The sequence below is a fragment of the Streptomyces luteireticuli genome (assembly GCF_041519305.1).
In the GTDB taxonomy this organism is placed as follows: domain Bacteria; phylum Actinomycetota; class Actinomycetes; order Streptomycetales; family Streptomycetaceae; genus Streptomyces; species Streptomyces luteireticuli.
In genome coordinates this window covers 4,388,533-4,402,042 of record NZ_CP167927.1, presented here as the reverse complement: position 1 = coordinate 4,402,042, position 13,510 = coordinate 4,388,533, and the positions used below count along the sequence as shown (strand labels likewise).

Here is a 13,510-nt window from a genome sequence, read left to right as displayed (position 1 = left end):
GTCCCGTATGTGAAGCTGACCGCATGCCCGTCGTGCGTGATCTTCGCGTCCTGCTCCAACTGCGCGATTTCCGCCGCCTGCTGACCGTGCGCCTGCTCTCCCAGGGCGCCGACGGGGTCTACCAGGTCGCCCTCGCCGCCCATGTCGTCTTCTCCCCCGAGAAACAGACGTCCCCCGCGGCCATCGCCTCGGCCATGGCCGTCCTGCTGCTGCCGTACTCCCTGCTGGGCCCCTTCGCCGGGGTGCTCCTGGACCGCTGGCGGCGCCGCCAAGTGCTGCTCTACGGCAACCTGCTGCGCGCCGTCCTGGCCGTCGGCACCGCTCTGCTCGTCCTCGCCACGGCGCCCGACGGGATCTTCTACGTCTCCGCGCTGTCCGTCACCGCCGTCAACCGCTTCGTCCTCGCGGGGCTCTCCGCCTCCCTGCCCCATGTCGTGGACAGCCCCGAGCGCCTGGTGATGGCCAACGCGCTCTCCCCGACCGCCGGCACGCTCGCCGCCACCGCGGGCGGGGGCATCGCCTTCGCCGTACGCCTCGCCGCCCCCGGCGGGACCATCTCCGACACCCTGGTCGTCCTCGTCGGCGCCGCCCTCTACCTCTGTGCCGGGGCCGCCGCACTGCGCATCCCCGCGGCGCTGCTGGGACCTGACACCCTCGCTTCCCGAGTCTCGCTGCGCACGGCCCTGACCGTGACGGTGCGCGGGCTGACGAACGGACTGCGGCACCTGGCACACCGACGGCCCGCCGCACAGGCGTTGGCGGCGATGACGCTGATGCGCTTCTGCTACGGCGCCCTGACGGTGACCCTGTTGATGCTCTGCCGGTACGCCTGGACCGACAGCGACGCGGCCGGCCTGGCCCTGCTGGGACTCGCGGTGGGTGTCTCGGGGGCGGGGTTCTTCGCTGCGGCGGTGATCACCCCTTGGGCGGTCGGCAGGTTCGGGCGGCGGGGCTGGATCGTGGTCTGCGCCGGCGCGGCCGCCGTCCTCGAACCCGCCCTGGGCCTGCCCTTCACCCCCACACCGATGCTGATCGCCGCCTTTGTGCTGGGACTGGTCACCCAGGGGGCCAAGATCTCCACGGACACGGTGGTGCAGTCCACCGTGGAGGACGCCTTCCGCGGCCGGGTGTTCTCGCTCTACGACGTCCTGTTCAATGCCGCCTTCGTGGGCGCGGCGGGGGTGGCCGCGCTGATGCTGCCGCACGACGGCCGGTCGGTCGCCCTCGTCGTCACCGTCGCGGTGCTCTATGCGGTGACGGCGGCCGCGCTGGCGGCCGGGGGACCGGTTTCACGTGAAACATCGCCGCCGAAAGCACCGCCGCCCGACAACGGCGCGCGTTTCACGTGAAACATCGCCCGGTCCCGCTCAGCCCTGCTGGGCGTCCCACCAGCGCTTCAGCTGGGCGACGGCCTCGTCGCGCTCCATCGGGCCGTTCTCCAGCCGGAGCTCCAGCATGTGCTGGTACGCCTTGCCGACCTGCGGACCGGGGCCGATCTCCAGGATCTGCATGATCTCGTTGCCGTCGAGATCCGGCCGGATCGCGTCCAGCTCCTCCTTCTCCTGGAGGTCGGCGATGCGCCGCTCCAGCCCGTCGTAGGCGTCGGAGAGCGCCTTGGCCTTGCGCTTGTTGCGGGTCGTGCAGTCGGACCGGGTCAGCTTGTGCAGCCGGTCGAGCAGAGGGCCCGCGTCCCGGACGTAGCGCCGCACGGCCGAGTCCGTCCACTCGCCCGTGCCGTAGCCATGGAACCGCAGGTGCAGCTCGACGAGCTTCGAGACGTCCTTCACCAGGTCGTTGGAGTACTTGAGCTTGGTCATCCGGGACTTGGTCAGCTTCGCGCCGACCACCTCGTGGTGGTGGAAGGAGACCCGGCCGTCCTTCTCGAACCGGCGGGTCTTCGGCTTGCCGATGTCGTGCAGCAGCGCCGCCAGGCGCAGCACCAGGTCGGGACCGCCCCCGGGCTCGTCGCGCGGGGCCTCCAGGGCGATGGCCTGGTCGAGGACGGTGAGGGTGTGCTCGTAGACGTCCTTGTGACGGTGGTGCTCGTCGCTCTCCAGCCGGAGGGCCGGCAGCTCGGGGAGGACGAGCGCGGCCAGACCGGTGTCGACGAGGAGCCGGAGCCCCTTGCGGGGGTGGCCGGAGAGGATCAGCTTGTTCAGCTCGCCCTGGACCCGCTCGGCGGAGACGATTTCCAGCCGACCCGCCATCTCCTTCATCGCCGTGACGACCTCGGGAGCCACCTCGAAATCGAGCTGGGCGGCGAAGCGCGCGGCCCGCATCATGCGCAGCGGGTCGTCGGAGAAGGACTCCTCCGGGGTGCCGGGAGTGCGCAGGACCCGTGCGGCGAGGTCCTCGAGCCCGTTGTGCGGGTCGATGAACTCCTTCTCCGGAAGGGCCACGGCCATGGCGTTGACCGTGAAGTCGCGGCGGACCAGGTCCTCCTCGATGGATTCGCCGTAGGAGACCTCCGGCTTGCGCGAGGTCCGGTCGTAGGCCTCCGACCGATAAGTCGTGATTTCAAGATCGAAACCGGACTTCCGGCAGCCGACGGTCCCGAAGGCGATGCCGACCTCCCAGAGCGCGTCCGCCCAGGGCCGGACGATCTTGAGCACCTCGTCGGGCCGGGCATCCGTCGTGAAGTCCAGGTCGTTGCCGAGACGGCCGAGCAGCGCGTCCCTCACCGATCCGCCGACCAGGGCGAGCGTGAACCCGGCGTCCCGGAAGCGGCGGGCGAGGTCGTCGGCGACGGGGGACACCCGCAGGAGCTCGCTCACGGCACGGCGCTGCACGTGGCTGAGTTCGTTCGACGGCGTGGGCTGGCTGTTGTTGGCGTTCGGCACAACAGAAGAGGGTACGTGGCCGGGGGCCGATAGACGTCCTCGATGAGGACGGGTGTGTGAGGCGCTTCATAAACCGCTCGTGGCCTGGCCGGGGGCCGCAGCAGGTGATCATGTGCTGCGGTCCGCAGCACTTCGGCACAGCGCGCCTCGTTACCATTCGTGGACGCACATCCGACGACCACTGACGACGACGAGGGACGGGCGAGCGCGTGGCCGAAGCGGCAGAGTTCCAGGGGACGACACCCGCTCCTGCCCTCCGGCGGTTCCGGCACATCGCGACGGTGCTCACCGGGTTGCTGGTGTTCCTCGGAATGATCCAATTGCCGTCCGCCCCCGCCGCCCGGGCGGAAGCGGGGGGCTCCCGGACGGTCGGGGTCTCGATCGACACCCTCACACCGGGCGCCCCGACACAGAACGACAAGATCACGATCTCGGGCACCGTCACCAACAAGAGCAGGGCGACGGTCACCGGCGGCCACGTCGGACTGCGCGTGGGCCCACTGCTCTCCACACGCAGCGAGATCGACGACATCGGTGACCGGACGTCCTTCTCCCCCGGCACGGACGGCGCCGAGCTGAACGGCCACACGCAGAAGATCGGCAAGCTGCAGCCGGGGGTCAGCCGCGAGTTCAGCCTGACCCTGCCGGCGAAAGACCTGAACCTCGACCGGGACGGCGTCTACCAGCTGGGCGTCTCGCTCTCCGGACAGACCGCCGAGCAGCCCTACGAGCGGGTGCTCGGCATCCGCCGGACCCTGCTGCCGTGGCAGCCCTCCGGCACGGACGGCAAGAAGACGAAGCTCACCTTCCTCTGGCCGCTGATCTCCAGCACCCGTCTCACCGGCCGCACCGAGTCGGACCAGCAGCAGACGCCGGTCTTCCCCAACGACGACCTCGCCGCGGAGCTGGCACCGGGCGGGCGCCTCCAGCAGCTCGTCTCCCTCGGCAAGAACCTGCCGGTGACCTGGGTGATCGACCCCGACCTGCTGGCGACCGTCGAGGCCATGACCAAGCGCTACCAGATCACCGGCCCCGACGGGGAGAACACCCCGGGCCAGGGCCAGGCGGTCGCCAAGCAGTGGCTCGGCCAGCTCCAGGCCGCCGTGAACGGCCACCAGGTCGTGGCGCTGCCCTTCGCCGACCCCGACCTGGCCTCGCTCGCCCACCGCGGCAAGAACGTCCCCGGCACGCTGGGCCACCTCCAGTCGGCCACGGAGCTCGCCGCGACCACCGTGGACACCATCCTCCAGGTCAAGCCGCGCACCGACTTCGCCTGGCCGGTCGACGGAGCCATCGACCCCTCCATCGTCGACGTCGCCACCTCGGCCGGCGCCCGCAACATCATCGCCCGCAGCGACAGCCTCCGGGAGCCCGACGGCTCCCCGTACGCCCCCACGGCGGCCCGGCAGATCGGCGGCGGGAACACCGCCGTCGTGGCGGACGCCCGGCTCTCCACCGCCTTCGAGGGCGACCTGACGCGCGCGGGCGACGCCTCGCTCGCGGTGCAGCGGTTCCTCGCCCAGAGCCTCATGGTCAACAAGCAGGCGCCGGAGAACGAGCGGAGCATCGTCGTCGCCCCGCAGCGCCTGCCCACCACCAGCCAGGCCCAGGCGATGGCGGCGGCACTCGGCGGTCTCTCCGACGGGCGCTGGACCCAGCCACTCGCCCTCGAGGACGCGGCCAAGGCCAAGCCCGACCCGGCGGCCAACCGCCACGTCCCCGGATCCGGCGCCTACCCGGACTCGCTGCGGTCCCAGGAACTGTCCGCCGAGGCCTTCACGACCATCTACAGGACCCAGAAGTCCCTGGACGGCTTCAAGGTCATCCTGACCTCCCCGGAGCGCGTGGTCATCCCCTTCGGCAGCGCGATCATGCGCGAGATGTCCACGTCGTGGCGGGGCGACGCGGCAGGCGCTGCGGACTTCCGCGAGGAAGTCGCCTCGAATCTCACCACCCTCACCCAGCAGGTCAAGCTCGTCGAGAAGTCCGACGCGACACTCTCCGGACGCAGCGCGACGATCCCGGTGACCGTGAAGAACGGACTGCTCCAGGGCGTCACCGGGCTGAAGCTGCGCCTGGAATCCACCCAGCCCAACCGTCTGAAGGTGGAGAGCGAGCAGCCGGTCAAGATCGAGGGCGGGCACAGCCAGTCGGTGAAGTTCGAGACCCGGGCCTACGCCAACGGTCCGGTCAGGTTGAAGGCCCAGCTCTACACTGCCGACAACCAGCCGGTCGGTGACGCCGTGGAGTTCACTGTGCATGTCACCTCCGTCACCCTTATGGTGCTGCTGGTCATCGCCGGTGGAGTGTTCCTCCTGGTCCTCGCGGGGCTCCGCATCTACCTCAAGCGCAAGCGCTCGGGGGGCCGCGAGCCGGCCGGGGACGGCCCCGGCGGTGAAGGCCCCTCGGCGGACGGGCCCGGCAGCGACGAGCCCGAGCAGCCGGGGGACCCGGCGGCGGACACCGGAAAGCGGAGCGGTCGGCCCTCCGGCCCGGGTGAGAAAGTGGAACGTTGACGTGTCGTGGGGCCGGTCGGCCGCGGACGGATGAGGTGGGTTAGCGATGAACGCGCCGTACGACGGTGACCGCGGCCAGGGCGCGGGCGGGGACCGACGGGACCAGTACCCGCCGCCGCCCGGTGCCCAGGAGCCGCCGCGCCCGGGCCCGTACGCCCAGGATCCGTACCTGCGCGACGCGTACGCCAGCCAGGATCCGGCCGACCTGGACCGCACCCAGCTCATCCCGCCGCACGGCGGAGGACCGGTGCCTCCGCCCGGCCCCGCCTACCCGCAGCAGGGATACCAGCAGCAGCCGTGGCCGGCCGCGCCGGTACCCGGGGCCGGTGGCCCCGCCTACGCCCCCGACGACGATGCGGCGACCCAGCTGATCGGCGTGGACGGTCTCGCGGGCCACACCCCGGAGCCTCCGCAGCGCGACGCGTTCGCGCATCTCTACCGCGACCAGCAGCAGCCGTACGAGCCGCAACGCCCGGCGGGTCAGCAGATCCCGGCGCCAGGTCACTACAGTCCCCTTCCCACCCCATCGCAGGTTCCGTCGGCCGAGCCGCTCTCGGAACCCGAGCCGGAGGAGATGCCGTCGGCGCAGGCGACGGCACCCGCCCCGGCGAAGGGCGGGCGGGCGGCCAGCCTGCTGAAGTCCAGTGCCGTAATGGCGGCCGGAACCATGGTGTCCCGCGTCCTGGGCTTCGCCCGGAACCTCGTCATGGCCGCCGCCATCGGCGTCGGCACCCTCAACGACGGCTACCAGGTCGCCAACACCCTGCCGACGATGATCTACATCCTCGTCGGGGGCGGCGCGCTCAACGCGGTCTTCATTCCGCAGCTGGTCCGCGCCATGAAGAACGACGAGGACGGCGGCGAGGCATACGCCAACCGCCTGCTCACGCTGGTCGTGGTGCTGATGGCCGGCGTGACCACCGTGTGTGTGCTCGGAGCGCCGCTCTTCATCAAGCTGATGATGGGTGACGCCGCCTCGGATCCGGCCAAGCTGGACGTGGCGGTCGCCTTCGCCCGCTACTGCCTGCCCACGATGTTCTTCATGGGCGTGCACGTCGTCCTCGGCCAGATCCTCAACGCACGGGGCCGGTTCGGGGCGATGATGTGGACCCCGGTCCTCAACAACATCATCATCATCGCCACCTTCGGCGCCTTCATCTGGGCCTTCGGTACGTCCTCCACGACCGACGTCAACTCCAGCACCATTCCGGCAGAGGGCGTCCGCCTCCTCGGCATCGGCACCCTGCTCGGTCTCGTCGTCCAGGCCCTGGCGATGCTGCCCTACCTGCGCGAGGCGGGCTTCCGGATCCGGCCGCGCTTCGACTGGCGCGGTCAGGGCCTGGGCAAGGCCATGGGCCTGGCCAAGTGGACGTTCTTCTTCGTCCTCGTCAACCAGCTCGGCATGGTCGTCGTCACCCGGCTGGCCACCAAGGCCGGTGCTCTGGCGGAACATGCGGGCCACAAGGGCACCGGTATCACCGGCTACAACTTCGCGCTCCAGCTCTGGCAGATGCCGCAGGCCATCATCACCGTCTCCGTGATGACGGCGGTGCTCCCCCGGATCTCCCGGGCGGCCCACGACGGAGACGCCTCGGCGGTCCGCGACGACCTCTCGCACGGGCTCCGCACGTCGGCCGTCGCCATCGTGCCCTGTGCCTTCGCCTTCCTCGCGCTCGGCATCCCGATGGCGACTCTGATGTTCTCCGGCGGCACCGGGGGAGGTGGAGCCACCAACATCGGGTACATCCTGATGGCGTTCGGTATCGGCCTCATTCCCTACTCCGCCCAGTATGTGATCCTGCGTGGTTTCTACGCCTACGAGGACACCCGCACCCCCTTCTACAACACGGTGATCGTCGCCGCCGTCAATGCGGCCGGAGCGGCGCTGAGCTACTACGTCCTGCCGGCCCGCTGGGCCGTGGCAGGCATGGCCGCGTCCTACGGCCTGGGCTACGCAGTCGGCGTCGGTGTCGCCTGGCGCCGACTGCGGAACCGGCTCGGGGGAGACCTGGACGGCGCGCGCGTGGTGCGGACCTACGCCCGCCTGGCAGGCGCATGCATCCCGGCCACGCTCATCGGCGGTGCGGCCGCCTACGGCATCGGGCAGGTCCTGGGCAGCGGCGTGATCGGCTCGCTCGCCGCCCTGGTCGGCGGTGGTGTGCTGCTGCTCGGCGTCTTCTACGCCGCTGCAAAGCGCATGCGCGTCGAGGAGCTGACCGCCATGGTCGGCATGGTCCGGGGCCGCCTGGGACGCTGACCGGAGCGCAACCTTCGCCCATCGTCGCGTGTCGTGCAGGGCGACGGAGTGTGGGCACAATTGTCTTGGCCGCGGACAGGGTGCAACGGACGGGGAGGCAGGAACGACGGTGGCGGAACGGAGCACGGCTGCCGTCGACGTGGCAGACAGCAGCGCCGCCAAGGCGGGCGAGGCCACGGCCGACGGCACGGAGGCCGCGAAGACCCAGAAGGACGTCGTCGGCGCGCACGAGGACGACGGGCGCACGGAGCCCGACGGGACCGCGCGCGCCGATCAGCCGACAGAGCTGCACAGCGGGCACAAGCTCGCCGGACGGTACCGCCTCGAGGAGTGCGTCACCCGTCTGGAGGGATTCAGCAGCTGGCGCGCCGTCGACGAGAAGCTGCGCCGGGCCGTCGGAGTCCATCTGCTGCCCGCCGACCATCCCCGGGCCCGCTCGGTGCTCGCCGCCGCCCGCTCCGCGGCGCTGCTCGGCGACCCGCGCTTCGTCCAGGTCCTCGACGCGGTCGAGGAGAACGACCTCGTCTACGTCGTCCACGAGTGGCTGCCCGACGCCACGGAGCTCACCGCGGTCCTCGCGGCCGGGCCCATGGAGCCCTTCGACGCCTACCAGCTCGTGAGCCAGGTGTCCCAGGCCATGTCGGCGGCCCATCGGGAGGGCCTCGCCCATCTCCGACTGGGGCCCGGTTCCGTCCTGCGCACCGGCAGCGGCCAGTACCGCATCCGGGGCCTGGCCGTCATGGCCGCCTTGCGCGGCATCACCTCCGATTCCCCTCAGCGCACCGACACCGAGGCCATCGGCGCCCTGCTGTACGCGGCACTCACCCAGCGCTGGCCCTACGAGGGCCATGCGCACGGCCTGGCGGGACTGCCCAAGGGCGTCGGCCTGATCGCACCGGACCAGGTGCGCGCGGGTGTCCACCGAGGGCTCTCCCAGCTGACGATGCGGGCACTCACGGCCAAGGGCCAGGAAGAGCCCTGCACCACCCCGGAGGAGCTCGCCAAGGCGGTCGCGGCCATGCCGCGCATCCGACCGCCGGAGACGCCCTTCACCGCCGCCCCGTCCTATCCCCGGCCCCAGCCCGGCGGTTACGGACCGCAGACGGCCCACCCGGCTCCGGTCCCCCCGCCGCCCCCGCTGCAGAGCCGCACCGGCACGGCCATCAAGTGGATCGTGTCGTCGCTGCTCATCGCCGCGTTGGGCCTCGGCAGCTGGCAGCTCGCGGACACGCTGCTGAAGCGCATCGACAAGGACGACGACACACACCACTCGCAGACCTCGGACGGCGGCTCCCCGAACAAGCCGGCCGTCCACAAGCTGCCGATCAAGGGCGCCCACGAGTACGCGCCGGACGGCGCTGAACAGAGCCCCGACAAGGTTCGGTTCACCTACGGCAAGGGCAGCGGACCTGTCTGGCGCACACGGTCCTTCAATGACCAGCTGGCACCCAACGCCTACAAGGAGGGCGTGGGCATCATCTACGACCTCGGCAAGGAGCAGCAGCTTTCCGAGGCGAAGATCCGCCTGCGCGACGAGGGCGGCACCAAGATCACGCTCTACGCCACGGACAGCCTGATCACATCCACGCCGGTGAGCAAGATGAAGAAGCTGTCCGAGGTCACCGAGAACGGGACCCTGGCGAAGCTCTCCGCCAAGAGCACGGTCAAGACGCGCTACGTCCTGGTGTGGATCACGGCCCTGCCGTACAGCGGCGAAAAGGACTTCAGCAAGCCCGGCTACAAGCAGGGCATCAGCGACGTGCGGTTCTTGGGCCGTTGACCCCGGAGGTCCGCTGCCCCTACCCAGCGGATCCCCCTCCTCTCTAAGTTGTTCTCAACAGCGGTCCACGCGCGGCACAGAGCGCTCTCAGGGCGGGGTGAGTGCAATCGGAGAAGAAGCACGACAGCGGGGGACACCGGCGGGCAGCAGCGACGGCGAGCTGCTCGCCCGGCACGTCGCCGGCGACCCCGACGCCTTCGGCGAGATCGTGCGGCGCCACAGGGACCGGCTCTGGGCCGTGGCCCTGCGTACCCTCGGCGATCGCGAAGAGGCCGCGGACGCCGTCCAGGACGCCCTCGTCTCCGCCTACCGGGCCGCGCACACCTTCCGTGGCCAGTCCGCCGTCACCACCTGGCTGCACCGCATCACCGTGAACGCCTGCCTGGACCGTGCCCGCAAGGCGGCCGCCCGGCGGACCTCGCCTCTCGTGGAGACCGAGAAGCTGGAACACCTGCTGGAGCCCCATGAGTCCGCGGCCGAGCCCGCGGAACGCGGGGACCTCCACCGCGAGTTGCTCGGCGCCCTGGCCACCCTCCCGCCCGACCAACGGGCCGTCCTGGTGCTGGTCGACATGCAGGGCTATCCCGTAGCGGAGGCGGCCGCCGTACTGAACATCCCCGTCGGCACCGTGAAGAGCCGTTGCGCCAGAGCACGGGCCAGGCTGCTGCCGATGCTCACCCATCTGCGTCCCGACGGCAGGGGTAGCCCTCCCGCCGAGCGGGAAAGGAACCGGTCGCAGGGGACGTCCGTCCCACCACCGGCAGGACAGAGTGACGTGGATCCAGTGAAGGGCGGAGGTGGACGAGCGTGACCTCGACGACCGGCACGGACGGGCACCCGGAGGTCGCGGAGATCTCCGCACTCACCGAGGGGATCCTCTCTCCTGCACGCACCGCGGATCTGCGGGAGCACCTCGCGGACTGTGTGATCTGCGACGACGTACGCGTCTCGCTCGACGAGATCAGGGGGCTGCTGGGCACCCTTCCGGGCCCCGTCAGGATGCCGGCGGACGTCGCAGGGCGGATCGACGCGGCTCTGGCGGCCGAGGCGCTGCTCGACGCGACCTCCCCGCAGACCGAGGCAGCCGCTGTTTCACGTGAAACGGCGCCGCGGTCCGACGAACATGTTTCACGTGAAACAGCGGACCTCGTTTCACGTGAAACGGTGACGGCCGATCGCCCCGCCGGCTGCCCCCGCGCAGCCACCGGCCCGGGCCGCCGGACCCCCGGCCCCCGGGATTCCCGAACCCCCCGCACCCGACGCTGGACCGGGATGCTGATCGGCACCGCCTGCGCCGCCGCGGCCCTCGGTGTGGGCACCGTCCTCCTCCAGGGCGGGAGCGGCGGAGGCGACAGTGCCACGCCCGCCCCGGGGCGGGCGACTCCGTCGGCGATCGCCGTGACGGAACTCAAGGCTCGTGTCGACAATGTCCTCAAGGACCTGAAGTCCGGCGAGAGCCGGGGCATGCGGGCCCAGGACAGCACGGAGACGGTACCCTTCCAGGCCTCCGGGACCACCGCCCCGAACTGTGTGCAGCAGGCCATCGGCCGCCCCGAATCGGCACTCGCCACACGCCAGGAGCGGTTCACCGGAACGGACACCTATCTGGTCGTCTTCGCGCACTCCGGCGACGACTCGCTCGTTGACGTCTACGTCGTCGCGGCGGACTGTGCCGCCTCATCACCCGGCAACCCGGGAAAGGTCCTGGTGAACCAGACGGTCGCCCGTTCCTGAGCCGTCTCCCCGGCCGCTGCGATGCTTCTGGGGGAATGCTCGCCCCGTAGGATCCGTTGGGTGGGGTGAGACCCAGCAAAGACCAGGCAGCAGTCGGCAGAGACAAGGAAGAAACCAGTGAGCGACGTCCGCAACGTGATCATCATCGGCTCCGGGCCCGCGGGCTACACGGCGGCGCTCTACACCGCCCGCGCCTCCCTCAAGCCACTGGTCTTCGAGGGCTCCGTGACCGCCGGTGGCGCGCTGATGGAAACCACCGACGTGGAGAACTTCCCGGGCTTCCGCGAGGGCATCATGGGCCCCGACCTCATGGACAACATGCGGGCCCAGGCCGAGCGCTTCGGCGCCGAGCTGATCCCCGACGACATCACGGCGGTCGACCTCAGCGAGGACATCAAGACGGTCACCGACTCCGCCGGCACCGTCCACCGCGCCAAGGCCGTCATCGTCGCCACCGGCTCCCAGCACCGCAAGCTGGGCCTGCCCCGCGAGGACGAGCTGTCCGGCCGTGGCATCTCCTGGTGCGCCACCTGCGACGGGTTCTTCTTCAAGGACAAGGACATCGTCGTGGTCGGCGGCGGCGACACCGCGATGGAGGAGGCCACCTTCCTCTCCCGCTTCGCCAGGACCGTCACCATCGTCCACCGCCGTGACGTCCTGCGCGCGAGCAAGGCCATGCAGGACCGTGCCTTCGCCGACCCGAAGATCTCCTTCGCCTGGAACAGCGAGATCGCCGAGATCCACGGTGAGAACAAGCTCTCCGGGCTGACCCTGCGCGACGTCAAGACGGGTGATACCTCCGAGCTGGCGGTCGAGGGTCTCTTCATCGCCGTCGGCCACGACCCCCGCACCGAGCTCTTCAAGGGCCAGCTGGAGCTGGACGACGAGGGCTACCTCAAGGTCGAGTCCCCCACCACCCGGACCAACCTCACCGGTGTCTTCGCCGCCGGTGACGTCGTGGACCACACCTACCGCCAGGCGATCACCGCCGCGGGCACCGGCTGCTCCGCCGCCCTGGACGCGGAGCGCTTCCTCGCCGCCCTCGGCGACGGCGTGAACGCCCGCGAGCCCGAGCAGAGCGCCTGACCAACCCCCCCTCCGCACAAAAAGATCCAAGGAGACCGCACAATGGCTCTCAAGGCCGTGACCGACGCGTCCTTCGACGAGGACGTCCTGAAGAGCGACAAGCCCGTCCTGCTGGAGTTCTGGGCCGAGTGGTGCGGTCCGTGCCGCCAGATCGCTCCCTCGCTCGAGGCCATCGCCGCCGAGCACGGCGACAAGCTCGAGGTCGTCAAGCTCAACATCGACGAGAACCCCACCACCGCCGCCAAGTACGGCGTCATGTCGATCCCGACCATCAACGTCTACAAGGGCGGCGAGGTCGTCAAGACGATCGTCGGTGCCAAGCCGAAGGCGGCGCTGGAGCGCGACCTGGACGAGTTCATCGGTCGCTGAGAACGCGATCGCTGTTTCACGTGAAACGGCGAGCATGAAGCAGGGGCTGTCCCGCTTGGGACAGCCCCTGCTTCATGCTCACAGCGGCCTCAGCGCGGGCTCCTTCTGGACCGCTCCGAGCAACCGGTCCAGCGCCAGCTCGACGTCCTCCTTCCAGGAGAGCGCCGAACGGAGTTCCAGCCGCAGCCTCGGATAGCGGGGATGCTGCCGTACGGTCTTGAAACCGACCGCCAGCAGGTGCTCCGCCGGCAGTACACATGCCGGCTCCTTCCAACGGGCGTCGCCGAAGGCCTCGATGGCCTTGAATCCCCGTCGGAGCACATCTTTGGCGACGGTCTGCACCATCACCCGGCCGAGTCCCTGTCCCTGGAAGCGCGGCATCAGCCAGGCAGTGGTCAATTGCACCGCATCCGCGGCCACCGGGCTGGTGGGGAAGGCCGTGGACCGGGGCACATACGCCGGAGGCGCGTAGAGCACGAAACCGACCGGTTCGTCATCGACGTAGACGACGCGACCGCACGAGCCCCACTCCAGCAGCACGGCCGAGATCCAGGCTTCTTTTTCCAGCTCCGGACGGCCGGCTCTCAGCGCGGCCTCACCGCTGACGGGGTCCAGCTCCCAGAAGACGCAGGCGCGACAGCGCTTCGGGAGGTCCGGGAGATTGTCCAGAGTGAGCGGTACGAGCCGACGCCCCATCGAGCCAGTTCCTCACTTCCTACGCGTGCCGCGTCCCGGGCGGCGCTCAGCACATTGCGCTCCCTGAGCAGGCCGCCGACGAACCCGCCGATCACTCCGAGGCCCAGCCCCGTCGCCACCCATCCGGTCCGGCTCACCGTTCGCATGGCCCCGCCCCTCCGTGAACTGCGACAGCGTGTCCGACGTGGTTGTGCCATACCTCAACGCATCGTATCCACACGGCGATTGGGCC

Annotated in this window: 10 protein-coding genes; 8 read left to right on the top strand and 2 right to left on the bottom strand. The window is 70.4% G+C overall.

Annotated features, from left to right (window positions below):
- Positions 1 to 23: 23 nt before the first annotated feature.
- Positions 24 to 1,349 carry an MFS transporter gene (locus AB8735_RS19550; RefSeq protein WP_372408617.1) on the top strand — a complete coding sequence of 442 codons (1,326 nt, stop codon included), beginning with the start codon at positions 24 to 26 and terminating at the stop codon, positions 1,347 to 1,349.
- 18 nt (positions 1,350 to 1,367) lie between these two features.
- Here AB8735_RS19550 and AB8735_RS19545 read toward each other — a convergent pair whose 3' ends face one another.
- Positions 1,368 to 2,840 (bottom strand): CCA tRNA nucleotidyltransferase, encoded by a 1,473-nt coding sequence (locus AB8735_RS19545; RefSeq protein WP_344028672.1) that lies wholly within the window; start codon positions 2,838 to 2,840, stop codon positions 1,368 to 1,370.
- 209 nt (positions 2,841 to 3,049) lie between these two features.
- On the opposite strand from AB8735_RS19545, the gene AB8735_RS19540 reads away from it, so the two are divergent.
- From AB8735_RS19540 to trxA, 7 genes are all read left to right on the top strand, one after another.
- The gene (locus tag AB8735_RS19540; RefSeq protein WP_372408616.1) at positions 3,050 to 5,356 is read left to right on the top strand and encodes a DUF6049 family protein; all 2,307 of its coding nucleotides are present in this window, start codon (positions 3,050 to 3,052) and stop codon (positions 5,354 to 5,356) included.
- A 46-nt stretch (positions 5,357 to 5,402) separates the two neighbouring features.
- Complete coding sequence (gene murJ, locus AB8735_RS19535) at positions 5,403 to 7,613, top strand: murein biosynthesis integral membrane protein MurJ (protein ID WP_372408615.1); 2,211 nt, start codon at positions 5,403 to 5,405, stop codon at positions 7,611 to 7,613.
- A gap of 109 nt (positions 7,614 to 7,722) precedes the next feature.
- Positions 7,723 to 9,393: a protein kinase family protein gene (locus AB8735_RS19530; protein ID WP_372408614.1), complete on the top strand. Its 1,671-nt coding sequence runs from the start codon at positions 7,723 to 7,725 to the stop codon at positions 9,391 to 9,393.
- A 97-nt stretch (positions 9,394 to 9,490) separates the two neighbouring features.
- Complete coding sequence (gene sigM, locus AB8735_RS19525) at positions 9,491 to 10,204, top strand: RNA polymerase sigma factor SigM (RefSeq protein WP_344028660.1); 714 nt, start codon at positions 9,491 to 9,493, stop codon at positions 10,202 to 10,204.
- Positions 10,201 to 11,127, top strand: coding sequence for a hypothetical protein (locus AB8735_RS19520; protein WP_372408613.1), 927 nt, complete (start codon positions 10,201 to 10,203; stop codon positions 11,125 to 11,127). Before sigM ends, AB8735_RS19520 begins: the two co-directional genes overlap by 4 nt.
- Positions 11,128 to 11,244: 117 nt before the next feature.
- Entirely contained in the window at positions 11,245 to 12,213 is a 969-nt protein-coding gene (gene trxB / locus AB8735_RS19515; protein WP_372408612.1) for a thioredoxin-disulfide reductase, read from the top strand.
- Positions 12,214 to 12,255: 42 nt separating this feature from the next.
- On the top strand, positions 12,256 to 12,582 hold the full coding sequence (gene trxA, locus AB8735_RS19510; protein ID WP_344028650.1) for a thioredoxin: 327 nt from the start codon (positions 12,256 to 12,258) through the stop codon (positions 12,580 to 12,582).
- A 78-nt stretch (positions 12,583 to 12,660) separates the two neighbouring features.
- Here the strand turns inward: trxA and AB8735_RS19505 are convergent, their stop codons facing one another.
- A complete protein-coding gene (locus AB8735_RS19505) occupies positions 12,661 to 13,278 on the bottom strand; it encodes a GNAT family N-acetyltransferase (protein ID WP_199891965.1) in 618 nt (205 codons plus the stop codon).
- Positions 13,279 to 13,510 lie beyond the last annotated feature (232 nt).